General features: G+C 73.4%; 17 protein-coding genes. 9 read left to right on the top strand and 8 right to left on the bottom strand.

Features of this window, described 5'->3' with window-relative positions:
- Nucleotides 1-17: 17 nt before the first annotated feature.
- Both ACSRUE_RS12250 and ACSRUE_RS12245 read right to left on the bottom strand, forming a co-directional pair.
- Nucleotides 18-1100 carry a hypothetical protein gene (locus ACSRUE_RS12250; protein ID WP_441291148.1) on the bottom strand — a complete coding sequence of 361 codons (1083 nt, stop codon included), beginning with the start codon at nt 1098-1100 and terminating at the stop codon, nt 18-20.
- 82 nt (nt 1101-1182) lie between these two features.
- The gene (locus ACSRUE_RS12245) at nt 1183-2181 is read right to left on the bottom strand and encodes an NAD(P)H-dependent glycerol-3-phosphate dehydrogenase (RefSeq protein ID WP_437764329.1); all 999 of its coding nucleotides are present in this window, start codon (nt 2179-2181) and stop codon (nt 1183-1185) included.
- 180 nt (nt 2182-2361) lie between these two features.
- On the opposite strand from ACSRUE_RS12245, the gene ACSRUE_RS12240 reads away from it, so the two are divergent.
- The 3 genes from ACSRUE_RS12240 (at nt 2362) to ACSRUE_RS12230 (ending at nt 6559) form a co-directional block, all read left to right on the top strand.
- Nucleotides 2362-3435, top strand: coding sequence for a hypothetical protein (locus tag ACSRUE_RS12240; RefSeq protein ID WP_441291147.1), 1074 nt, complete (start codon nt 2362-2364; stop codon nt 3433-3435).
- Between the two features lie 190 nt (nt 3436-3625).
- Nucleotides 3626-5092: a signal peptidase I gene (lepB, locus tag ACSRUE_RS12235; RefSeq protein ID WP_441291146.1), complete on the top strand. Its 1467-nt coding sequence runs from the start codon at nt 3626-3628 to the stop codon at nt 5090-5092.
- A gap of 297 nt (nt 5093-5389) precedes the next feature.
- Nucleotides 5390-6559, top strand: a complete 1170-nt coding sequence (locus ACSRUE_RS12230; RefSeq protein ID WP_437895019.1) for a zinc-binding dehydrogenase — start codon at nt 5390-5392, stop codon at nt 6557-6559.
- 9 nt (nt 6560-6568) lie between these two features.
- Here ACSRUE_RS12230 and kbl read toward each other — a convergent pair whose 3' ends face one another.
- Complete coding sequence (gene kbl / locus ACSRUE_RS12225) at nt 6569-7759, bottom strand: glycine C-acetyltransferase (protein ID WP_441291145.1); 1191 nt, start codon at nt 7757-7759, stop codon at nt 6569-6571.
- A 290-nt stretch (nt 7760-8049) separates the two neighbouring features.
- Here kbl and ACSRUE_RS12220 point away from each other — a divergent pair, with 290 nt between their 5' ends.
- Nucleotides 8050-9114 carry a hypothetical protein gene (locus tag ACSRUE_RS12220; RefSeq protein ID WP_441291144.1) on the top strand — a complete coding sequence of 355 codons (1065 nt, stop codon included), beginning with the start codon at nt 8050-8052 and terminating at the stop codon, nt 9112-9114.
- A 32-nt stretch (nt 9115-9146) separates the two neighbouring features.
- Entirely contained in the window at nt 9147-10559 is a 1413-nt protein-coding gene (locus ACSRUE_RS12215; RefSeq protein ID WP_441291143.1) for a DUF4331 domain-containing protein, read from the top strand.
- 36 nt (nt 10560-10595) lie between these two features.
- Here ACSRUE_RS12215 and ACSRUE_RS12210 read toward each other — a convergent pair whose 3' ends face one another.
- Complete coding sequence (locus ACSRUE_RS12210) at nt 10596-11621, bottom strand: hypothetical protein (RefSeq protein ID WP_441291142.1); 1026 nt, start codon at nt 11619-11621, stop codon at nt 10596-10598.
- Between the two features lie 179 nt (nt 11622-11800).
- Here ACSRUE_RS12210 and ACSRUE_RS12205 point away from each other — a divergent pair, with 179 nt between their 5' ends.
- The gene (locus ACSRUE_RS12205; RefSeq protein WP_441291141.1) at nt 11801-13162 is read left to right on the top strand and encodes a tetratricopeptide repeat protein; all 1362 of its coding nucleotides are present in this window, start codon (nt 11801-11803) and stop codon (nt 13160-13162) included.
- Between the two features lie 102 nt (nt 13163-13264).
- Here the strand turns inward: ACSRUE_RS12205 and ACSRUE_RS12200 are convergent, their stop codons facing one another.
- Nucleotides 13265-13723, bottom strand: a complete 459-nt coding sequence (locus ACSRUE_RS12200; RefSeq protein WP_437764320.1) for a hypothetical protein — start codon at nt 13721-13723, stop codon at nt 13265-13267.
- A 14-nt stretch (nt 13724-13737) separates the two neighbouring features.
- On the opposite strand from ACSRUE_RS12200, the gene ACSRUE_RS12195 reads away from it, so the two are divergent.
- Nucleotides 13738-14802, top strand: a complete 1065-nt coding sequence (locus ACSRUE_RS12195) for an endonuclease/exonuclease/phosphatase family protein (protein ID WP_441291140.1) — start codon at nt 13738-13740, stop codon at nt 14800-14802.
- 55 nt (nt 14803-14857) lie between these two features.
- On the opposite strand, the gene ACSRUE_RS12190 is transcribed toward ACSRUE_RS12195, so the two are convergent.
- The 3 genes from ACSRUE_RS12190 to ACSRUE_RS12180 form a co-directional block, all read right to left on the bottom strand.
- Nucleotides 14858-15571, bottom strand: coding sequence for a hypothetical protein (locus ACSRUE_RS12190; protein WP_441291139.1), 714 nt, complete (start codon nt 15569-15571; stop codon nt 14858-14860).
- Between the two features lie 189 nt (nt 15572-15760).
- Entirely contained in the window at nt 15761-16798 is a 1038-nt protein-coding gene (locus tag ACSRUE_RS12185) for a polysaccharide deacetylase family protein (RefSeq protein WP_441291138.1), read from the bottom strand.
- 1122 nt (nt 16799-17920) lie between these two features.
- Nucleotides 17921-18661, bottom strand: coding sequence for a ComF family protein (locus tag ACSRUE_RS12180; protein ID WP_441291137.1), 741 nt, complete (start codon nt 18659-18661; stop codon nt 17921-17923).
- A 153-nt stretch (nt 18662-18814) separates the two neighbouring features.
- Here ACSRUE_RS12180 and ACSRUE_RS12175 point away from each other — a divergent pair, with 153 nt between their 5' ends.
- Together ACSRUE_RS12175 and ACSRUE_RS12170 are read left to right on the top strand one after the other, a co-directional pair.
- Entirely contained in the window at nt 18815-21742 is a 2928-nt protein-coding gene (locus ACSRUE_RS12175) for a DUF4339 domain-containing protein (protein WP_441291136.1), read from the top strand.
- A complete protein-coding gene (locus ACSRUE_RS12170; RefSeq protein WP_441291135.1) occupies nt 21739-22581 on the top strand; it encodes a hypothetical protein in 843 nt (280 codons plus the stop codon). Before ACSRUE_RS12175 ends, ACSRUE_RS12170 begins: the two co-directional genes overlap by 4 nt.
- The last annotated feature ends 156 nt before the right edge of the window (nt 22582-22737 follow it).

The following is a 22737-nucleotide window of genomic DNA, read 5'->3' as shown; positions in this document are numbered from 1 at the left end:
GGACGGCACACCGCGGCTTACCAGAGCTCTCCGACGACGACGGCGCCGAGCCCACCTCGGTAGGGCGTGAGGCTGCCGCCGAGCACGCGCGCGAACGGAGGACGGCCACGATCTTCCTGGTCGTCCAGGGCGACGGAGGCGCTCGAGTCCGGCCTCCCGAGGAACAAGGCGCCCGCGACGAGGCCGAGGGTGCCCGCCGCGCCCTGGGCGATGAGGCCGCGGCGGGGGTCATGATCGCTCCCGATGTACGCGAGGTAGATGGGCAACGACACCACCGTGCCGATGCCGAGCCCGCCCCACATCCACGCGAGCTGGTTCCACGAGGGCGTCCACGCGACGGACAGGCCCACGGCGCCCGCGGTCGCGACGTTGAACCCGATGAGGCCCCCGAGCGAGATGCTGTCGTTCGACTCGCTCCAGTCGCCGTTGCTGGCGGCGGCCCCGAACGCGCTGCCGATGAGCGAGCCCCACACCGCGCCCGAGGCGACGAGCATGTTGGTCTGCGGCTTGGGCCGGAGGAAGTAGTAGAAACCCCAGCCCGCCGCGCCGCCGACGGTGGAGCCGATCACCTCGGCGGTCGCGAGCCCGAGGAAGCCCCACTCCTTGCCCTTCCGCGCGCTGACGTACTGGTAGGACGCGATGCCGAGCCCCTCGCCCGCGCCGATCACCATGCCCGTGGCGATCGCGGACGGCATGCCGCGCGGCATCGGCGGCGAGTCGAGGAAGTAGACGCCGACCGGCGCCGCGACGCCGAGGAGCGCGGGCGCGATGAACTGCACGCCGGGATCGTCGATGCCGGCGATCGCGTCGATCCAGATGCCGGTCCCCACGCCGTAGGCCACGGAGGTGGCGTAGAGGTAGCCGACCTCGAGCGGCGTCGATTTGGGCTCGCTCTTCTTCGGCGGGGCGTACCCGTAGCCGCCGTACTGGCCTCCGTACCCGCCGCCGTACTGACCGCCGTACTGACCGCCGTACTGACCGCCGTACGCGCCGCCCTGCTGACCACCGTAGGGCGGCGCGCCGTACTGGGCAGCGGCCGTCGAGCTGACGCTCGACAGGAGGAGCGCGGAGAGGAGACTCACGAGAGGTCGCGTGTGCATCGCGCCGCCACTTTACACGCTCGCGAGAGGCGAGGCGCGCGGCGGCGCGAGAAAGCGCCTTCCCGCGAGCCGGCCCCGCGTCTCACTCTCTCGTGAGCGCGCGGGTCATGAGGTCCACGACGGCCTGCTGCGGCGGCTTTTCCTCGTACAGCATCCGGTACACCTCGACCGTAATCGGCGCGCTCACGCCCAGCTTGTCCGCGAGGTCGTGCGCGCTCTTCGCGGTCTTCACGCCCTCGGCGACGTGGCCGAGGCCGGCGAGGATCTCGTCGAGCTTCCGTCCCCTGCCCATCTCGATCCCGACGGTGCGGTTGCGCGACAGCTCGCCCGTGCACGTGAGCACCAGGTCGCCCATCCCGGAGAGGCCCGCGAGGGTGAGCGGGTTCGCCCCCTTCGCCCCCGCCACGCGGCCGATCTCCGCGAGGCCGCGCGTGATGAGGCCGGCGCGCGCGTTGTGGCCGAAGCCGAGGCCGTCGCAGATGCCGGCGGCGATGGCGATGACGTTCTTGAGGGCGCCGCCGACCTCGACGCCCACGACGTCATCGGACGAGTAGACCCGGAACCTGTCGGTCGCGAACATGCGCTGCACCGCGTGCGTCTCCCGCTCGCCCCTGCCAGCGACCACGACCGTGGTCGGCTGACCGGCCGCGACCTCGCGCGCGAAGCTCGGGCCCGACAGGTACGATAGCCGCGGCTCGGCCTCGCGCCCGAGCTCGTCGACCAGCACCTCGCTCATCAGCATCAGCGAGTCGTTCTCGATGCCCTTCGTCGCGCTGCACACGAGCGCGTCCCGCGGGATGTGGCGCCCTGCCTCCCGGACGACCTCGCGCAGCGCGTGCGACGGGACGACCACGACGGCGAGCTCCGCGCCGCGGAGCGCGTCCTCGAGATCGCCCGTCGCCCGCAGGCTCGCGGGCAGCTCCACGCCCGGCAGGTACCGGCCGTTCTGGCGCTCGCGGCCGATGCGCTCGGCGAGCTCGTCGTGGTGCGCCCAGAGCGCGGTGGGGTTGCCCTTGTCCGCCAGCAACTTCGCCAGCGCCGTCCCCCACGCGCCGGCCCCGATGACTGCGACGTTCGCCATGGCGGTGACCCTATCACCACCCGCGCGCGGGGGCCGACGGCGGCGCGCCTCGCGGCGCGCGGAGGCCGACGGCGGCGCGCCTCGCGGCGCGCGGAGGCCGACGGCGGCGCGCCTCGCGGCGCGCGGCTCGATCCGCCGGCGCGCCGCTCGACCCGCCGGTGTTTCGACTATGCTGCGCCCATGCTCTTCCGCACCGCCGCGCTGCGCGCGCTCGGCCTCGCGCTCTGCCTCTCGCTGCTCGGAACGGTGTGCGGCGCGTGCGGCCAAGGCGCGCTCGGCGTGATGCCCGGCGTCGTGAACGACCCGGGAAACCTGTCCCTCCGCAGGGCCATCCTCGCCTTCGCGACGAGCCAGCTCTGCACCGAGATGCGGAAGCGGAGCGTGCCGCTGCGCCTCCGCGACGAGGATCCGGTGACGGGCCGGTTCTACCCGGGCTCGTGCGTCGCCCAGGAGCTCGCGAACGGGCACCTGCTCCTTCAGTTCGGGGGGAGCGGCGTCGTCTGGACGAACCTGACGAAGCGCATGAGCTTCGATGCGAGCGCGGCCGTCGAGTACGACCACGACTTCCTGATGGATGGCGACACGATGTACGTGTACTTCCGCCAGCGCTCGACGACGGCGGCGAGCTTCACGACCAAGCTCATCGAGCAGCCCGCCGCGATCTCGCTCGGCGGCGTGTCGCTCGCCCAGGGCAGCGCGTACGCGAACGCGCTCGGCGCCCAGCTCCTGAAGACCGAGATCGCCCGGGGGTTCACCGTCATCCGCGACGACGACGGCGCCGTGCAGTTCGGGCTCGGCATCATTGAGAAGGGGCAGCGGCCCGACGCTCCGTACGAGCGCCGCGACAACGGCAAGCTGCTCCTGGCGAACGAGCGCACCGAGGTGCACCAGGAGCAGCGCGATTACATCGGCCCGCTGGAGATCGCGGGCAACGGCGAGGCCCTGACGCTCACGATCGCCGTCGAGGGCGCGCCCGGCGTGGACGTCCTCCTCGTGCCTCGAGGCGCCGGGGAGCCGTGGCTCCAGGCGTACCTGACGCAGCCCACGCCGGCGCCCCTGACAGCGGCGGCCCTGCTCGACGAGCCGGTGTACTCCGGCGCCCCCTGGCGGCGAACGGTGCCGCTGCCCAAGGGGCAGTACTACCTCGTCATCGACAACACGAGCGCCGCGGGGCGGACGCAGCCAACGACGTACGCCCGCGACGACCGCGCGGCCCTCGTGAGCTACGCCGTCGAGGTCGGAGACGCGCCCTGACGAGGGCGAGCGAGGACACGCGGGCGGCGACGCCGACGGACCGCGTGTCGCCCCCCACGCCTGCGCACTTGCCGCGGCGAGGGGCGGCGTATACATAAGCTCTCTCTTGCCGCCGCGCCCCGATGATCCACCCCAGAGCGTCCCGTCGGTCGCGGCCAGTCGGCCCGCAAGCTCGGAGTTCAGACCCTCGATGAGGGGCAGCGCGAGCTCGGAGCCCCGCGCCAGCGCGGCCAAGGCGACAGGCGGCGCAGACCCGCGCCCGGCTGGCAGCTCTCCTCCGCCACCGCCAGGGGGCAGGGATGGCCGGGCGCCGCTGCGCTTCCTGTTCCACCTCGTGTGGATCGGCATCGTCCCCTTCGCGCTCGCGGTCCTGAACGTCTGGCTGCTCACCCCGCCGGCCCAGGGAGGGAGCTCCCAGCCGCTCCGGGTCTTCGTCGGCGAGCAGCAGATCCCGGCAGGCATCGTGCTCTTCACGATCTTCGCGATGATCCTCTGGCGGTTCCGCCACGAGCTGCCGTTCGCGTCGGCGATCGGCGTCGGCGGCCGCCGGGACATCCCGCCGAAGGCGCGCGCTCGCTTCGAGGACGCCGCGGCGCTCCTCGAGGAGGCCCACCGGATCCTGCGCGGCCGCAAGCGTGACGTCGAGCGCGAGCTGACAAGCGGCGAGCGCGAGCAGGTGATGCAGGCGATCGCGGCCCTCGAGCGCGCGATGAGCGCCGAGACGTTCGACGCCGACGAGTTCGACGCCGCCCACAGCCGCGCCGATCGCGCGGTCGGCGAGCACCTCGGCCGCTGGCGCAAGGGCGAGATGCGCGAGTACGCGGAGTCGATCGGCATCGCCGTCGCCGTCGCGCTCCTCCTGCGCGCCTTCGTCGTCGAGGCGTTCAAGATCCCGAGCGGCTCGATGATCCCGACCCTCATGGTCGGCGACCACATCTTCGTCAACAAGTTCACCTACGGCCCGCTCATCCCCTGGACCGACCAGCGCCTCTTCCCTCGCCTGCCGCCGTCGCGCGGGGACGTGATGGTGTTCAAGTTCCCCGAGAACAAGGAGCAGGACTTCATCAAGCGGACGATCGCCATCCCCGGCGACACGCTGGAGGCGATCAACGGCCGCCCCGTCATCAACGGCTGGCTCGTCCCGCACTGTCACGTCGGCCCCTACCACTACGAGGGCCGGCAAGCGGAGCTGTTCGTCGAGTACCTCGGAGACAAGTCGTACTTCACGCTCTACGAGAAGAACCCCGACGGGATGATGTGCGTGGAGAGCGACGACTGCACGCCGGGCTCCTCGTGCCGGGGCGGCATCTGCGGCGATCTCCAGGGCCCCTTCAAGGTGGCCGCCGAAGAGGCGTGGGTGATGGGCGACAACCGCAACAACAGCCACGACTCGCGCAGCTGGCGCGGAGGGCTCGGCGCGGGCGTGCCCTTCGATCACATCAAGGGACGCGCGATGTTCGTGTGGATGAGCTTCGGCCCCGGCGGCGGCATCGCGCAGGATCGCCTCTTCGTGAACGTCATGGGGCGCCCGAAGCTCCCCGGCGCCCACGAGGCGACCCTGCACGACGGCCTCGAGAAATGCCTCCGCGAGCGGCCCCCCGTCTCCGAGACGACCCCGCCGCCCGCGCCCGCGCGCCCTCAGTCGAAGCGCCGCTGAAGCCGCGCCGGCAGCGCGTGGGCGCGCAGCCTCCCCGTCAGCGCGTAGGCGGTCTTGTCCCCTCGAGGTCGACGCGGCGAGTCATCCGGTCCAGGGCGACGGAGCAGACGGTGCGCCCGGGGCGCCGCGGGATCGAGCCGAAGAAGCCGAGGAGAGACGCCGGAGACGGGAGCAGCCCGAGCGCAATTTTCTGATGGGCGGTCGCTCGTTCACGCGCCACGCTTCCCATGCCCGAGGCGCCCGTGCGCCAGCTGCGTGAGCTGCGTGCGCCTCGAACCCCGAACAGGAGCCAGGTGCATGAGCGACGCGATGTGGGCGCTGACGTACAACCGCGAGAAGCAGCCGTGGGAGTCCACCGTCGGGCTGTCCAAGGATCAGGTCGAGCGCCCGGCGATCGACGAGGCCAGGGACTACCACGACCGCGCGAGCGTCCTCGTCAAGCCGATCATGACGGGCTTCTGCGGCTCGGATCGCGGCATCTGGTTCCGCAGCGCCTTCAAGGACATGATCCTCTCGTCGCTCGAGCGCGATCGGAAGGCGACGCGCACGATCGGCCACGAGCTGCTCGGCCGCGTGGTCGACCTCGGGACCGACGCGCGCCGGTCGTTCGGGCTAGAGATCGGCGACATCGTGTCGACCGAGAGCCACATCGCCTGCGGCGCTTGCTACCAGTGCCGCGTCGGCGACACCCACGTGTGCGCGGACGACAAGATCATCGGGATCAGCGAGGATGGCTGCTTCGCCGAGCTCGTCAAGCTGCCCGCGAAGAACCTCTGGCGCACCGACATCGCGAGGATCCGGCCCGAGGTCGCCGCGGTGCAGGAGCCGTTCGGCAACGCCGTGCACGCGTGCACCAAGGTGAACCTCCGCGGCAAGCGCGTGGCCATCTTCGGCTGCGGCACCATCGGCCTGTTCGCGATCGCGATCGCCCGCGCGATGGGGGCGATCTACGTCATCGGCGTGGAGCCGGCGGAGCGGAACGCCGAGATGGCCCGCCGCCTGGGCGCCGACGCGGTCCTGCGCCCGCACCGGGCGAGCCCCGAGCGGCCCCACGCGAGCGATCCCGAGCTGACGGAGCGGGTGCGGAAGCTCACGGACGGCGTCGGCGTCGACGTCGTGCTCGAGATGAGCGGCGTGAACAGCAGCGTCAACAACGCGATCCACGCGGCGAGGCGCGGGGGCGACGTGATCCTCTTCGGCCTGAAGAGCGGCGACGCGGTGATCGAGAACTTCGACCGCCTCATCGTGGACGGCATCAGCCTCCACAGCGTGATCGGCCGGCGCATCTTCGAGACGTGGCACATCACGCGCCACCTGCTCGAGTCGCGCGATCCGAACATCCACGACCTCATCTGGGAGGTCATCCTGAACCGCGGTGAGGGGACGGTGTTCGACTTCGAGGACTACGACGCGGCGGCCTTCCAGGAGGCGATCTCGAGCCACCCGAAGGTGATCCTCCGCTACTGAGTGAGCCGCTCAGGCGACGACGCCGAGGCGCCGGCCGACCCTCCGGAAGGCGTCGATCGCCTGATCGACGTGCTCGGGCTCGTGCGCGGCGGAGAGCTGCACCCGGATGCGCGCCTGGCCCTTCGGCACGACGGGGTACGAGAAGCCGATGACATAGATGCCCTCGGCGAGCAGCGCCCTCGCCATCTCGTTCGCGAGCTGCGCCTCGCCCAGCATGATGGGCACGATCGGGTGGGCGCCGGGCTTGATGGTGAAGCCGGCCTGCGCCATCCCCTGCCGGAACCGGCGCGCGTTCTCCATCACCCGCAGGCGCAGCGAGGGCTCCGCGTCGATGAGGTCGAACACGGCGATCGAGGCGCCGGCGATCGCCGGGGCGAGCGTGTTGGAGAACAGGTACGGCCGCGATCGCTGCCGGAGCAGGTCGACGATCGGCTGCCGGCCGGTCGTGAAGCCGCCGCTCGCCCCGCCCAGCGCCTTGCCGAGGGTGGAGGTGATCACGTCGACGCGGTGCATGACGCCGCAGAGCTCCGCGGTCCCGCGCCCGGTCGGCCCGATGAACCCGGTCGCGTGCGAGTCGTCGACCATCACCATCGCGCGGTACTTGTCGGCGAGATCGCAGATGGTATCGAGCTTCGCCAGGTACCCGTCCATCGAGAACACGCCGTCGGTGGCGATGAGCCGGAGCCGCTTGCCGGCCGTCGCGCGGAGGATGTCCTCGAGGGCGGCCATGTCCCCGTTCGGGTAGCGGTGCCGCTCGGCCTTGCAGAGGCGGATACCGTCGATGATCGACGCGTGGTTCAGCGCGTCCGAGATGACGGCGTCCTCCTCGCCGAGGAGCGTCTCGAAGAGGCCGCCGTTCGCGTCGAAGCACGACGAGTAGAGGATGGCGTCCTCGGCGCCGAAGAAGCGGGCGATCCTGGACTCCAGCCGCCGGTGGAGGTCCTGCGTGCCGCAGATGAAGCGCACGCTGGAGAGGCCGAAGCCGTGCGTGTCGATCGCCTCCTTCGCCGCCGCGATGACCGCCGGGTGCGACGACAGGCCAAGGTAGTTGTTCGCGCAGAAGTTGAGGACCCCGGCGCCACCTTCGGTCCGGATCACCGGCCCCTGCGGCGTCTCGAGGATCCGCTCTTCCTTGTAGAGACCCGCCGCACGGATGTCCTCCAACGCCCGTACGTACAATGACCGAGCGACATCGAACATGACGTCGTTATAAAACGGGGCTGTCGGCCGGTCGACGGGGGAACGCCGTCCGGGCCCCCAGGGCGGCGCTGCTCATGGGCCTGAGCGCCAGCAGGCAACCCCGGACACGAGAGGCAGGGTGCAAGCGGCTTTGTCGCGCGCAGCGCGGCCGCGCGCCTACTCGATCCGGGAGGCACGTGGCAGAACGGGCAGCGTCCAGCGCCGCGCGATCGCCGTGCGGCTCGCGTCGCGCGCGCCAGCGCGCGCCGCGCGAGCCGAGCGCACGAACGGCGCCCTCGGGAGGAGCAGGCATGACGGAAGCCAGGGGGGACTTCCGGCGAAGCGCCGGTGTGCTGTGCGCTGCCGCGTCGCTCGCGGCCGCCGCGAGCAACCCGGGCTGCAGCCGCGCGGAGGATCCGCCCGGACGGGCCAGCGCGGGCGCCACCGGCGGAGCGCCAGGAACGACCGCGGCGAGCGGAACGGGAGGCGGGGGCGGCGCGGGGGGTGACGCTCCCTATGCGGCCTTGCCGCTCGTCCCGGCGATCGCGTTCGACGCGACGCCGGATGTCGCCGGGGCTCACGTGTACTTCACCGGCCTCGGCGCGGACGGCAGGGCCGGCGTCTTCAGGATCGGCGCGCAAGGCGGCGCGGACGCCGCCGAGATCGCGGCCGGTCCGCCGCTCGTGGCGCCGCTCGGGATCGCGACGAGCGCGGACGGCGGTCGCGTCTTCGTGGCCGACCCAGGCGCGGGCGACCCGGCGCTCGGCGACGCGGGCGCCCTCTTCGCGATCGACCTGCCCGGCGGCGCCGTCGCCCCGATCGACGGCGGCGAGGGGCTGTGCGCGCGCGGCCTCGAGGTCGCCCGCGGCGCGGACAACGAGGAGCGGATCATCTTCTCGGGGCGCGCTCGCGACGACGGCCAGCCCGGCGTGTTCTCGCTGCCGGCGCGCGGCGGCGAGGTGTCGGCGCTCGCCAAGGGGAACCCGCTCGTCGACCCGAGCGGGATCGCGGTCGCCGGCCGGGGCGACGTCTTCGTGTGCGACCCCCTCGCGGGCCCCGACAAGACGGCGACCATCTTCAGGATCGAGGACGGCTTCGTGAGCCCGTTCGCGACCGGGCTCCACGTCGGTACGCCGTGCGGCATCGCGCTGACGCGCGACGACGCGGCGCTGCTCGTGCTCACGCGCGACCCGACCCGGGGCGCCGACGAGGTCGTGTGGCTCGAGGTGGCGTCCGGGGCGCGCTCGGCGACGGTCGCTGGCGCGCCTGGCCACGACGAGCCCGGGGGGCTGCACCGGGCGAGGGGCGCCGACGTCTTCGCGTTCGTCGATCACAGGGCCCAGGAGCAAGGCTCGGTGTTCCTGCTCAGGCAATGAGCCGCAGAGGAGCGATGGAAGGACCCGCACGCATGATCCACCGACCGTCGCGCGCCGTCGCCGTCTTCACGGCGTCCGTCGCGCTCAGCGCGCCCGGCCTCGCCGCAGCGTCGAGCCACCGCGAGGCGCCGGCCATCGCGAGGGATCCGGCCGCCGACAACACCGACCTGTACGCGTGGGTGGAAGGCGGCAACCTCGTGATCCTCGCGAGCTACATCCCGCTCGAGGAACCCGCCAGCGGGCCGAACTTCCACGGCTTCTCGGACGACGTGCTCTACGAGGTGCACATCGCGCGCGGGCCGTCGAGCCTCGAGGACGCGCTGACCTATCAGTTCCGGTTCTCGACCAGGCCGTACGTGGCGGCGGATCCGGCGGGGCTCACGCCGGCGCCGAGCGGCGGCAACGAGTTCTTCTCGCAGCTCGCCGGCGGGGAGCAGACGTACACCGTGACGAGGATCGAGGGCGGCGCGCCGACCGTGCTCCTGAGGGACGCCCCGGTCGCGCCGCCGAACATCGGGAGGAGGACGAACCAGCTCGCCTACCGGATCACCGGCGGCGGCTACCCGGCCTTCGCGACGTCCTCGAAGTTCCTCAAGCAGATGGCGGGCGGCGCGGGGCGCGCCTGGGCCGGGCCGCGCGACGACGGGTTCTACGCGGATCTCGGCCGCGCGTCCGATCTGGCGGGGATGTGCCCGCTCCTCGCGGCGCCGCACCCGTCGTGCACCGCGCGCGACAACCTCGCCGGCTTCAACGTCCACACGCTCGCGCTCGAGCTCCCGCTCGCCGCGGTCAACGGCGGCGCGGAGCCGACGCCGGGGCCGAGCGACCGGCAGACGCTCGGCGTCTGGGCCTCCGCGAGCCGCCGCAAGGTGCGGATCCTGCGCGCGAACGGCAAGGAAGACGGCCTCGGTCCCTGGGTCCAGGTGTCGCGGGTCGGCCTGCCGCTGATCAACACCTGGATCATCGGCCTGCAGGACAAGGACAAGTACAACCGCGCGCACCCGCGCGACGATCTCGCCAACTTCGGCGCCTACTTCCTGAACCCGATCCTGGTGCGGGACGCCGAGTTCTCCGGGCTCTACCAGGCAGGCCAGCCGCTCGCGGCCTTCGATCCCGAGGCGCTGAAGCAGAGCCGGACCGACCTCATCGACGCCTTCAACCTGAAGCCCGCGAGCCTCGGAGGACACAGCCTGGAGACCGTCGGCGACGTGCTCCGGATCGATCTGGGCATGCCGTCGGGCTTCCCGAACGGCCGCGCGCTGGTCCCCGGCGCGGATCACGAGCAGACCGACGTCACCGACGCGCTGCTCACGCTCGTCCTGACCGGCGCGCTCGGCGCGACGGCGGGCGACGGCGTGGGCGCGAACGACGCGCGGTTCCTCCCGGCCTTCCCTTACCTCGCGACGGCCTGGGAGGGCGCGACCCAGGGCCACTTCCGGCCCTGAGCCGCCCGGCGTGGCGCAGCGCGCGCAGCTCGCCTGTCACGGCGCAGCGCACCGCATCCCGCACACGCCGCCTGCGGCGCCCCCGCGCGCTCGTCGAACACACGCGGCGCGGCACTCGCCGTCGCGCGTGCAGGCCTCGCCCTCGGCCTTCGGCGCCGCGCAGCGCCCGTCCACGCAGCGCGCGCCGGCCGCGCAGAGCCCGCCGAGGCAGGCGGCGCCGGCGGGGGGCAGCGCCGCCTCGCTGCAGCGCGCGTCGATGCAGCGGCGGCCCCGCCCGCAGGCCGCGTGGGCCTCGCAGCGGCCGCCGAGCGGGAGGTCGTCCGCGCACGCGCGCCCGGCGCAGTGGCCGCGGCACTCGGGGTGCGCCTCGGCGTAGCGCGTCTGCCGGGTGACCGCGGCCAGCGCGTCGACCGAGAGGCCGCAGGGCCCCGCGGCGCGCGGGGCGCGGCAGGTGCCCGCGTCGGTGGGGCCGGCGCCGTCGCAGCGCAGCCCGCCCGCGCACTCGAGCGACGACCGGCACCGGGCCCCCTCGTCGAGCGCGCCCCGCACGATCCCCTCGCACGCTGGCGGGACCGGGGCGGCGAGCGGAGAGACCCAGTCGCATCCATCGAGCGACCGTTCCATCGCCTCGACACAGCGGCCCACCTCGTCGGTCGACAGCGTCACCGCCCGCGCGCGCACCGCGACGCTCAGCGCGCGCGCGCACTCGGCGGCGGCCTGGAAGCCCGCGGCGCCGCCGCAGCACGCCGCCTTTCGCCGCGCGGGCAACGCGTGAAGCGCGTCGCACAGCCGGGCCGCGAGCGGCTCCGGCGTGCCCTCGGCCTTCCCGTAGACGGGGGTGATCTCGTCGCCCGTCAGGCCCTCCGCGTGCCCTGCCGGCGAGGGCGCCGAGGTCGCGCCCGCCTCCAAGGAGAGCGCCGCGGCCGCATCCGCCCCCGGCGAGGGCGCCGCTGTCGCGCCCGCCTCCGGCGAGGCGCGGCGAGCACACGCGGCGCAGAGGTGCACGATCAGCGCCGCGGCGCAGAGCCGCTGCAGGCGGTCGCCATCCGTCTGGACAGGCAATGCGATCTCCTCCGCGCTGCGCGCCGCTGGTCGATCGAACGATGCGCTGGAGCGGCGAGCTTGCCGGCGCAGACCGGCGAGGCAAGCTCTTTCGCGATCGGGTCGAGCCTGTGACGCCCCCGGGAGAGCCGCGGCGCGCCCAGGGCGGAGCTCCAGCGCGAAAGGAGGTCAGCGCTCCGATGCTGCGACGAACAGGTTGCCTCTTCGCCTGCGCTGCCCTGAGCGGAGGCCTCGGTTGCACCGAGCGCCCGCGCGCCGAGGCCGTCCCGGCCGCGACGGTGTCGACCGGGCGCGCGGCCGAGGCGCCGGCGCCCTCGAGCCTCGACGCCGCGCTCGCGCTCGCGCTCGCGGCCCCGGCGGGCGCGAGCGCCGTCGATCGCGAGATCGAGGCGCTGTCCCGGCGGCTCGCGAAGGCGCCCGGCGGCGCGGATCTCTGGAGCGCGCTCGGCCACGCGTGGCTCCGAAAGGCGCGCGCCTCGGGCGATCCGTCGCTCTACGGCCGGGCTCGCGCGTGCGCGGAGGCCGGGCTCGCGCTGACCGCAGAGGATCGCGCGTCGCTCAACCTGCTCGGCCTCGTGCTGATCCACGAGCGCAGGTTCACCGAGGCGCGCGACGCGGCGGAGCGGGTCCTCTCGCAGGACGAGGGCGACGCGCTCGCGCTCGGGACGCTCAGCGACGCCGCCCTCGCGCTCGGTGCCTTCCAGGTCGCGGCGCACGCGGCGCAGCGGATGGTCGACCAGCGGCCCGGCCTGCCGTCCTACGCGCGGGCCGCACACCTGCGGTGGCTCCAGGGCGACGCGGCGACGGCGAAGCGGATCATCCGCCTCGCGATCGACGCCGGGGACCCGGGCGACCCCGAGGCGCTCGCGTGGACCCTGACCCAGGCGGCCATGATGTTCTGGCACGAGGGCGACCACGAGGGCGCAGACCTGGGCTTCGAGCGGGCGCTCGCCGCGCTGGCCGAATATCCGCCGGCGCTCGCCGGCAGGGCGCGCGTCGCGCTGGCCCGCGGCGCGTGGGGCCGCGCCGTCGAGCTCCTCGAGCGGGCCCACCTGCGGAGCCCGGACGCGGAGACCGCGTGGCTGCTCGGCGACGCGAGGATGGCTGCAGGCGACAACGCCGGCGCAGCGCGGGCTTACGCCGGCGCGGTCGACGCGGGGCAGCGGTCGGACCGCCGGACCCTCGCGCTGTACTACGCGACCAGGGGCCTGGAGCGCGACGAGGCGCTCCGCCTCGCCGGCGCGGAGCGCGCCGTCCGCGCAGACATCTACACCGAGGACACCCACGCCTGGGCGCTGTACCGCGCCGGCAAGCTGGCCGAAGCGCGCGCGGCCAGCGACCGGGCGCTGGCGCTCGGCACGAGGGACGCGCGCTTGCTCTACCACGCCGGGGCGATCCGGATCGCCCTGGGGGACGTGGCGCGAGGCGAGCGGCTCGTGCGGGACGCGCTCGATCTGAACCCCAGGTTCGACATGACAGGGGCCGCCGAGGCCGAGCAGCTCCTCGCGCGTCGCAAGGCCCCCCGCGGCCTCGCGCGCTGACGGCTCTGCGAGGAGCAGCGCGCGAGGCGCGCTGAGGGGGAGCACGCGAGGCGTGCCCTTGGTGGTGAGAGCTCGCGAGTCCGGCCGAGCGGGGACTGGACCTCAGGTGTCGTATTTCACTGTCGACGGGACCACCATCGGTGGAGGAGCGATCGCAGGTTGTGACGGCGCAGGGGCGGACTCATCGGTGGGCTGCGAGCCTGGCTGGCTCTTCGGTGGCTGGCCGTGGAGCTCCCGCAGCCGGGCGGGCGCGGGCTCGATCGCTGTCGGGGCCTCATCTCCTCCCGTCTCGCCCTCCGCGACGGGGGGCACGCTCACCGCGGGCGGCGGCGGGACGAACATCCTCGGCACCTGGATGGAGCGGGCGATCGACGCGACCTCCGGGAAGCTCATGGCCATCCGCTCGACAAACGCCGCACGGGCCGCATCATCGGGGGCGCTCGCCGAGGCCTTCGCGACCCGCAGCGCCGACCAGAGCTCGTAATACCAGGCGGAGAGGGAGGCATGCGCTTCCAGCAGGTCACGAATGGTATCCTCGGAAACGATGATGTTCTTGCCCATGGGCGAGAGGATACATGACCGAGCGACGCCTCCCACCTCGTTCGAGCGGCCCAACACCGGCGGAGCAGGTACCGGACCCGACCTCGACACGCGCGGCGTCCGGCGCTCTCCGCGGCCCCGGGACACCGCGCGACGACGCCACGGCGCTCAGGATCGTCACCTATAACGTCCGCTACTTCGGGCACGGCACGCGGGGCATCGCCTCGACCAGCGCCGCCATCACCCGGATCGCGACGACGCTCGCGCGGATGTCCCCGCTGCCCGATCTCGTGTGCCTCCAGGAGGTCGAGACCCAGTCGCTGAGGTCCTCGACGATGAACCCGCGCTGGCACCCGGAGGAGACCCAGCTCGATCGCCTGACGACCGAGCTGCACGCGGCGCTGGCGCAGGCAGAGCGGCGCGAGCGCTACGTCGCCTACTACTTCCCCGCGCACACCTACAGGCTTACCTCCCGGACGAACATCTACACGACCGGGCTCGCGGTGCTCGCGCGCGACACATTCCACATCGGACACCACAACGCGGAGCGCCCGCACGACATCACCCATCGGCGGGGGGTCAAGAGCCTGAAGCAGACGCGCATCTGCGCGCACGTGTCGTTCGAGCACGAGAGCGGGCAGAGCTTCGATGTGTTCAACACCCACCTCAGCCTGCCGAGCGTGTTCTCGCGGGAGTTCTGGACCGGCGAGGCGCGGATGGGGTTCGGGCCCAATCAGATCGAGGAGGCGAGGGTGCTCGCCGATTTCGTCCGCCGCGAGCGCCGGAGCGGCAACTTCGTGGTGGTCGGCGACTTCAACTCGCTGCCAGGCTCGCCGGTCGATCGCTTCCTGCGCGAGGAGATCGGCTTCGTGGACGCGTTCGCCAAGGTCCGCTGCCTCTCCGAGACCGAGGCGCGCGCCTTCCCGACGGCCGGCTTCATGAACCTCCGCATGCACCTCGACCACGTCTACTCGTCCGAGCGCCTCCAGTGGCTGGACTTCACGGGCACGCACCCGTTCGGGCACAAGGGCGCGTTCGCAGGGCTGTCCGATCATGTCCCCCTGATCGCGCGCTGCCGCCTGCCGGGCGCCGCCGGCTGACCGCCGCGCGGCGCCGCCGCCCTCTGGGCGTGGCGGAGCGCGGCGCGGCGGCCGCTCACCCCGGCAGCCAGAGCAGGTCGTCCATGATGGGCTCGAGGCACGCGGAGATCTGGGGGCCGAGATCGCCGCCGCACGCGAGCTTGCCGAAGCAGACGCGGACCTCGTGCCGGCCGCGGCTGTTCATCGCGCCGATCGCTCGCTCGAGCTGCGGGCCGAGGCCCTCCTCCAGGCTCTGCCGGCAGGTGTCGTAGTCGAGGTCTCCGCACCCCGCGAGGCGGCCGCAGAGGACGGCCATGTACGGCGCCAGGTCGGCGCGCGGGAGCGTGGTGGCCGTCATGGCCTCCGAGCCGCAACGGCTCACCTCCTCGGCATAGGCGGCGGTGAAGGGATCGCCCTCGAAGCGCCGCAGCGCTGCCAGCGAGCACTCCGAGGTCGCGCGGAGCATCTTCGGCGAGGCCATCGTCGTCATCTGCGTGCACTGCTCGAACTTCGGCCAGCCCTTCGCCTGCTCGGTGGCCCGCTGGTAGAGCGCCTCGAGGTAAACGCACCAGGCGCGCTGGGCCTCGCGCTGCTCGCGCTGCTCGACGCTCGCCCCCCGCGCGCCCTGCCCGCCGGGCGACGCCTGCGCGGGTCGCGCGGGCGCCTTCGCGGAGGCGGCGGGCGCCGACGCGCCGCCGCATCCCGACGCGAGGGCCGCGGAGATCAGCGAAGCCGCGCCGAGCATCGAGACGGCGGCGCGGAAGCTGCGTTCATGGATTGTGCCTTTCACGTGAGCCCCCCTTCGTCGAACAGGCTGCGCAGCAGCTTTCCTGGGCCATCGAGGCCACGCGCGTGCAGAACCGGCCCAGCGACGTCCACGTGCACAGCCCAGGCCACACGCGCGCCGGCCGAGGCGGCGTCGGGCGAGCGGAGGCGCTCGGCGCGCGCGGCGGCGGAGCGGCGCGCGGTCTTTGCTCGATCAGCAGCCGGACCGAGAGCCGGGCCGCTGGCCGATGAGCAGCTTGAGCTTGAAGAGCGCGCCGATCTGCCCGCGGTCCATGGCGATGCGCGGGAAATTCAGGGGGTCGAAGGACGAGAGCATGCAAAGGCCGGAGTTGTTGGTGAAGCCGATCTCGAAGCCGGCCTCCTTGACGGCGCGATGGAACGCGCCGCACAGGCTGTATCCGACGGGGTACGCGACCGCGTGCACGGCCTCGTTCAGGGCGTCGGAGAGCACGCGGCGGGAGCGCGCAAGATCGCGAGTGGCCTCTTCGGGCGAGAGCGTCTGGAGGACACGATGGCTGTGCGAGTGCGACTGGACGTCCATGCCTGCCCGGCGCAGCGCCCCGATGTGGTTCCAGTCCATGATCGTCCTGGTCGCGAGCGCGCGCTCCTCGTCGAGGTCGATCGACACCCCCGTGGCGCGCTCGATCTCGTCCCAGAGGCGCCCGATGTCGACCCCGGAGGTGTGCTTGATGGTCTGGCAGACGAGCATCGCCGCGGCGATCGGGTCGCGCAGCGGCTCGAGCACGAGCGTCGCTGGGTAGGCGATCTCGACGCGCGCCCGACGGCACCGGTGCATGAGGAGCGCGACGCGATCCCACCAGAAGAGGCGGCCCCTGTCGGGGTACCCGGTGGCGATGAAGAACGTGGCCGTGACCCCCGCGCGCTCGAGGAGGGGCAACGCGACGTCGTGGTTGTCACGGTAGCCGTCGTCGAACGCGACCATGACGGGGTTCGGCGGGAGCTTCCGCCCCTTCGCGAGGAGCCGCACGTCCCGGAGGGACACCACGGTGCCGTGCGTCTTGATGACCGCGAGCTGCTCCTCGAACTCGCGCGCGCTCACCTCGGCGACCCCCGGATCGAGCTCGTCCACCTCCGAGACATCCGCGATGCGGTGGTAGGTGAACACGGAGAGCACGGGCAACCGAAGCTTCGCGCGCAGCCAGAGGAAGCGATCCAGGAGCCCGAGGGTGTCGAGCACCCCGGCGGCCAGAACACGACGACCGCGCGGCAACCTCCTGCGGATCCACGTCAGTGGATGTGCGACGACGTACACGGATGTATTCCAGCACACATCCGACGTTCGTGCTTGCTCTCGAGAGCGGCTCCGACGGCGAAGCTCCTGCGCTTCCGTCGGGTGGGCCGCCGACAGGGGGGGAATCCGGCGCGGCAGCGATCCGGCTAAAGTGGCGCCCGATGTTCTCGACGGACCCGGACGCCCCCCAACCTGGGTCGACAGGCGCGGACGTACCTCAACCTGGGTCGGACGCTCCTCAACCTGGGTCGGACGCTCCTCAACCTCGGTCGGACGCTCCTCAACCTCGGTCGGACGCTCCTCAACCTCGGTCGGACGCTCCTCAACCTCGGTCGGACGCTCCTCAACCTCGGTCGGACGACGGCCCCCCGTCGAAGCCACTCTCGCCGCAACCTGGGTCGGCCTCGCCCCCGCCCCCGTCGGACGCTCCTCAACCTCGGTCGGACGACGGCCCCCCGTCGAAGCCACTCTCGCCGCAACCTGGGTCGGCCTCGCCTCAACCTGAGTCAGTCGCGGCGCCTCTGTCGAAGCCGCTCTCACCGCTCGGCACCGCCGGAGTTGCGCTGGCGACAGCAACCATCCTGTTTGCGCTGGGGGTGTACACCGTCGAGACGAGCCTGCCCGAACTGGCGGCACCCAGCCGAGCGCCCCGACCGGCGATCGTGACCACCGGCGGTCCTGTAAGCGTCACCGCCGTGGCTTCAAAGCAAGCAGCCGTCCCCGTGCAGCTGGCGAGCGCGACCGACGCCACGGCACAGCCGACGCCGGCCGCATCCCCGACGCCACGTGCTGAGGCCGCGCCACCTCCAGCACCATCAGCCACCGAGGCCGCGGCACCTCCAGCACCATCAGCCACCGAGACGGCAGCCCCTCAACGACAGACATCCGTCGACGCTGCAGCGACGACTCCGCCGACCCCGCGAAAGGGCCACGGCCTGCTCAAGCTCAACTCCTCCCGGAATGCGACCGTCTACGTGACGGGCGTGCCGGTGGGGCCCAGCGAGCGACCCGTCGAGGTCCGTTGCGGGCGTTTTTTCGTTCGACTCGGCGAGCCGACGCGCGACGGCACGCGATGGCTCACCGAGGGCAGGACCGTCCGCGTCAAGTGCGGTGTGCTGACGGAGGTGAGCTTCTGAGCTCGTCCGCCCCGCTCTCGGCGGTCGCGAGGACGAGGTAGATCACCGAAGCGGCGCCCGCGCCGAGGAGCGCATCTCGACACGCCGCGAGCGTGGCCCCCGTGGTCGCCACATCATCGATGAGCGCGACCCTCCGGCGCTGGACGCGCTCAGGCGCGTGCACGCGAAACGCACCTGCCACGTTCTCCAGGCGGCGATCACGCGAGAGCTGCGCCTGCTGCGCGGTGGGACGGACACGGCAGAGGGCCCGTGGCGCGAAGGACACCGCGAGTCCGTCGGCGACGTGCGCGGCCAGCAGGGCGGCCTGGTTGTACCCGCGCTCGGCGAGACGGCGCGGATGCAGCGGCACCGGGACAACGAGGTCGACGCGCACCTCCGCCTCGCGCGCCGCGCAGAGCATCAACCGGCCGAGCGGGCGCGCGAGATCCGGACGATCTCCGTACTTGAAGCGCCGGATACCCTCCGCGACCGCCCCTCCGAACGGAGCGAACGCGACGAGAGGTGCTCCCGCCCCGGCGCGCGTGCCCGCTCCTCCTCGCGGCGCCCCCTCTGCGTAAGGCACGGAGGTGCGCGCGCAATCGGCGCAGAACACCGAGGCATCGGCGACCGGGGCGTCACAGCCCGCACAGGCCGGCGGGCTGAGCGTGCGCGCAGCGGCGGCGACCACGGAGCGGACTGCGGCGGCGAGGGCGCTGGAAAGGGTCATGAGCTACCAGCGCGATCTTCGTCGTGAGTGGACGCGCGGTTGCGTGGGCGCACGAAAGAAGATCTCTTTGCAAACGACGCGCGGTACGATCGCGATCGTCGTGGTTCACGTCCTGAAATTTCGGCGCTCTACCAGCTGGCGGAGGGGCCCCCGTTGAGCGCGTGGAGATGGACGGACGAGCGTGGCGTCCAGCGGAGCCTGAGCACCGCCGAGCTGCGCAGCGCGCTGGCTGCCGGGATCATTCCAGGCTCCACGCTCGTCTGGCGCAAGGGCATGGACGCCTGGGCGCCCGCGTCCAGGCAGCCGGAGCTCGCCGACGCCGCCCAGCTCCGGCGCAAGCCCGAGGCGCGCACCGCTGCGCCCGAGGGGCCGGCCGCCGGGGTTGAAGAGGCCGCTCGCGAGGACGGCGCGGCGCTGGAGATCGAGCTCATCGAGGATCTGGGTCCGGCGCCCGCCCGCAGCGGTCAGCCCATCGGCCCGGCGCCCGCGGAGAGGTCCTCGAACGGGCGGAGGCCCGCGCCGCCGCACGCGCGCCGAGCGGCCACGCGACCGCAGCCGCCTCCCCTGCCGCCGCGCAAGCGAGAGTCCATGAGGACGCTCACGGGCGTCGAGGCGCCGGCAGACGCGCCGGCCAGCGGACAGAACGCGCCGATCGTCGTGCCAGCCGCAGGCGGAACGTTCGATGCGGGGGTCGCCCGCGCGATCACCCAGCTCCCCCGTTACGACGGCCCCTCGCCCGGCGACCAGGGGACGACCGAGATCCCGCGCGCGCCGAAGCTCCCCTCGGGGGCGGAGGATCCGGAGGAGACCTCCGCGGGTCAGCGCCCTGCCGCAGACGCGGGCGGCGCCGGCGCGACGACGGACGGCGATGAGCCGGCGCCGCCGAGGCGCGCGGCGGGCGCGGCCGCGCCCAGCAGCCCGGGAACAGCGCCGAGAGCCGCGGGCGGTACGGCGTCGCGCGCGGAGGCGAGACCACCCCGGCCGCCGCCTCTCCCCGTCGGTCGCGACGCGGCGCTGGCGGGCGCTGCACAGCAGAACGATGGGCGCGGCGGAGCGACGACCGGCGCGGATCAGGGCGCCGGCAAGCCGCTCTCGGCGACGTCACCGGCGCCGTCGAGCCCCGGCCGCGCCACGAAGCGCGCCGCGCTCACGGGGAAGCGCTCCGTGCCGCCACCTCCAGTTCCGGTCCGGTTCCCCGCGGTCGCCGCGAAGCGGCCCGCAGGCCCGCGCGCGCCTGACGCGTCGGATCGGACGGCGGCCGGCGCAAAGGCCCTCGTCCGTCTCGGCGCGCTCCCCGCGCCGCCGCCGCGCCCCCCTGCGGACGCGCCCCGCGCCACGCCCTTGATGGCACCGCCCCCCGCGCCGTCGGCCCCGCTGGCGACGCCGACCTTGCCCCTCGCTGCGCCGGCCCCGCCGGCCGAAGCTGCGCCTGTCACGGGCGCCGCTTCCACGGCGCCTGGCTCTCGCCCTGCGAGCCCAGCGACGTCCACCGACGGTCCCTCGCCCCGCAGCTCCGAGGACATGCCGGCCGCCGACGGCCGCGGTCCCGCGGCGAGCCGCGATCGCAGCGACGCCCCGGAGCCCTCCACCACGGTGCTGCGCCGCGAGAGCCCGGAGCTCCCCACGCCGCCCGTGCCCAGCGAGACGAAGCGCTCTCCTCTGGCCGCCGAGGCGCCGCTGGGGCGCCGCGAGTACGCGACGATCCCGTCGGTCGGCGTCGGATCGAGCGCGTCGCAGGGGCACCCGGCGATGCGCGCGTGGCCGGGGCTGCCGGGGCTGCCGAACCCGCAGCGGAGCGCGGCTGCCGACGCGCTCCACGCCTCGGGCCAGCGCTCGGATCGAGGCTCCGTCCCCGGATCGGGCAACGGCCCGCCAGCGCTCAACCCGCGCGCGCTCGCGGCGCGACGCGGCGACGGAAAGGGGCTCTCCGCAGCGGTGACCGTGCCGGCCTCGTCGCTCATCGGCCTCTGCGGGGCGGCGGTGCTCATGAGCGTCGTCGCCTTCTTCGCGGGCCGCCGCTCCGTCACGACCGCGCGCCAGCCGCCGGTCGGGACGGCGCGCACGACGCTCGGCGCAGCGCAGGACGCCGCGCGCTCGGCGATCCCCGTCCCGCCGAAGCCTTGCTGGGTGGCGCGCCAGCCCCAGCCATGGGCGCCGCTCGTTGCGAAGAGCATCCCCTTCGAGGTCACGACGACGAAGGGCGGCAAGCTCGTGGTGGGGTACGCGAAGAGCCCCATGGAGGCCGTGGGCCTCGAGATCGATCCCGCGACCGGGGAGCGGAGCGAGCGGTTCTCGAACCGAGAGGCCGCCGACATCCTGAGCATCTCGCCGGTCGAGGAGCGCTTCACCGTTCTCACGGCGGCACAGCAGGCCATCCGCTCTCCCGTCAGCGTGCCGGGGCCGAGGTCGTTCGTCATCGGTCTGGCGGACGGCGCTCTGGTGGCGGCCGATGCTCCCGACGCCGCCCCCTCCCCGCTCTGGCCGGTGCAAGGGGATGAGCCGCTCGAGGCGCCGCGCGCGCTCGCGGCCGGCGCCAGCGGCTACGCCGTCGCGTTCCGCCGCGAGAAGGCCGTGTGGGCAGGCTGGCTCGACGCCGAGCGCAAGCCCGTCGGCGAGCTCACCCGGGTGACCGGCTCCGGAGGCTCGATCGGCAAGCCATCGCTCGGATGGAACGAGCGCGCGCTCGCCGTCGTCTTTGCCGATCGGCCAACGGACGGGCGATGGGAGATCCGCGCCGGGCAGGCCGCCCCGGGGTCCATCCCCGGGTCGACCCAGGTGATCCCGCTCCCTTCCGGCGGCCCCGGGGGAGACGCCTTCGCGCCGGATATCGCGGGGCTCGGCGATGGACGCTGGCTCCTCGTGTGGACCGAGGGCCCTCCGGGGAGCCGCGCCATGCGCGCGCAGACCCTGGCCGCCAACTTCTCCCCCATCGGAGATCCGATCGCGCTCTCGCCGCCGGCCGGGAACTTCGGGCAAGGCGTGCTCGGCGTGTCGTCGCGCTCGGGTTACGTGGGCGTGGTGTTCCTCTCGAAGCCTGCCGCGAGCTACGAGCTCTGGGGGGTCATCCTCCAATGTGGGTGACGAGGCCGCCGGACCGCGCGAGCCGGCTCCGCATGGCGGCGCTCGCGCTGCTGCTGGTCGCGCCGCACGCCCCCTTGCTCGCCGCGTGCACCGCGCAGATCTCGCTGCTCGATCAGGGACAGGCCCTGCGCACGGGCAAGCAGCCCTACGACGAGTTCTTCGAGGCCACCCGGGCGCTCCGCGACGAGTCGCTGAAGGCCGAGGAGCTCTCGAATGCAGCGCCGGCCGAGCTGTCGCGCGCGCTGGGGCTCGATCCGAGATCGGACGGCAAGGCAGCGCTCGAGGCGGCGCGCGCGCGCGCGGCGGAGCTCCGCGCGGCGGGCGTGCGGCTCCAGGTCGAGCTCGTGCCAGAGGCGCGGGTCGGGATCGCCCGAGGCGGGCGCTCGCTGGACGCGGAGGACAGGAACACCATCGCGGCGTTCGAGGCGTTCTTGAAGAGCTCCCTCGCGATGTCGAAGCAGCTCGGCGAGCTGTCGAGCCGCGCCGCGGAGCTCGAGAAGAAGCGGGCGTCGCTTTCCGCCGCGTGGGCAGAGGCGCTGGCGGACGATCCGCAGCGTCGCGAGGTGAAGCACGAGCTCGAGGCGGCCGAGCGCGTGATCGCGGAGGCGGGCGCGACCGCGGATCGACGCGCCGGCAGGGCGTCGAAGCTCACGCTCGATCTGGTGCTCGCCGTCGATTCGGGCGACGCTCCGGCGCGGCGGGGCGCGGCCAGCCGACCGCCGACGAGGCAACCCGCCCCGAGCGTGAAGGCGCCGCCGCGGCGCGGGAGCAGCACGGGGGCCGCCCCGAAGCCGCCGAAGCCACCGACGTCGCACGGCGAGGACGATTTCGATCCCTGACGTCGTCCGCATGGCGCGCGGCGCGCGAGCTGGCCCCGCCGGACGCCGGGGCCGCCGGGGAGGAGCGGAGCCGCTTCCCCACTTGTCCGACGCGCATCGGGACGCCTATCCTCGCGCGAGCGCTCCAGGAGCGCGGCCCGCCTGAACGCCGCGGTC

The sequence above is a fragment of the Sorangium sp. KYC3313 genome (assembly GCF_052075895.1).
GTDB classification, from domain to species: domain Bacteria; phylum Myxococcota_A; class Polyangia; order Polyangiales; family Polyangiaceae; genus Sorangium; species Sorangium cellulosum_B.
This window is presented reverse-complemented; position numbering and strand designations above follow the sequence as displayed.

Bases quoted from the DNA above. Each gene is read 5' to 3' on its own strand.
- ACSRUE_RS12250 (WP_441291148.1), bottom strand. From the start codon at position 1,100: ATGCACACGCGACCTCTCGTGAGTCTCCTCTCCGCGCTCCTCCTGTCG.
- ACSRUE_RS12245 (WP_437764329.1), bottom strand. From the start codon at position 2,181: ATGGCGAACGTCGCAGTCATCGGGGCCGGCGCGTGGGGGACGGCGCTG.
- ACSRUE_RS12240 (WP_441291147.1), top strand. From the start codon at position 2,362: ATGCTCTTCCGCACCGCCGCGCTGCGCGCGCTCGGCCTCGCGCTCTGC.
- lepB (WP_441291146.1), top strand. From the start codon at position 3,626: ATGAGGGGCAGCGCGAGCTCGGAGCCCCGCGCCAGCGCGGCCAAGGCG.
- ACSRUE_RS12230 (WP_437895019.1), top strand. From the start codon at position 5,390: ATGAGCGACGCGATGTGGGCGCTGACGTACAACCGCGAGAAGCAGCCG.
- kbl (WP_441291145.1), bottom strand. From the start codon at position 7,759: ATGTTCGATGTCGCTCGGTCATTGTACGTACGGGCGTTGGAGGACATC.
- ACSRUE_RS12220 (WP_441291144.1), top strand. From the start codon at position 8,050: ATGACGGAAGCCAGGGGGGACTTCCGGCGAAGCGCCGGTGTGCTGTGC.
- ACSRUE_RS12215 (WP_441291143.1), top strand. From the start codon at position 9,147: ATGATCCACCGACCGTCGCGCGCCGTCGCCGTCTTCACGGCGTCCGTC.
- ACSRUE_RS12205 (WP_441291141.1), top strand. From the start codon at position 11,801: ATGCTGCGACGAACAGGTTGCCTCTTCGCCTGCGCTGCCCTGAGCGGA.
- ACSRUE_RS12200 (WP_437764320.1), bottom strand. From the start codon at position 13,723: ATGGGCAAGAACATCATCGTTTCCGAGGATACCATTCGTGACCTGCTG.
- ACSRUE_RS12195 (WP_441291140.1), top strand. From the start codon at position 13,738: ATGACCGAGCGACGCCTCCCACCTCGTTCGAGCGGCCCAACACCGGCG.
- ACSRUE_RS12180 (WP_441291137.1), bottom strand. From the start codon at position 18,661: ATGACCCTTTCCAGCGCCCTCGCCGCCGCAGTCCGCTCCGTGGTCGCC.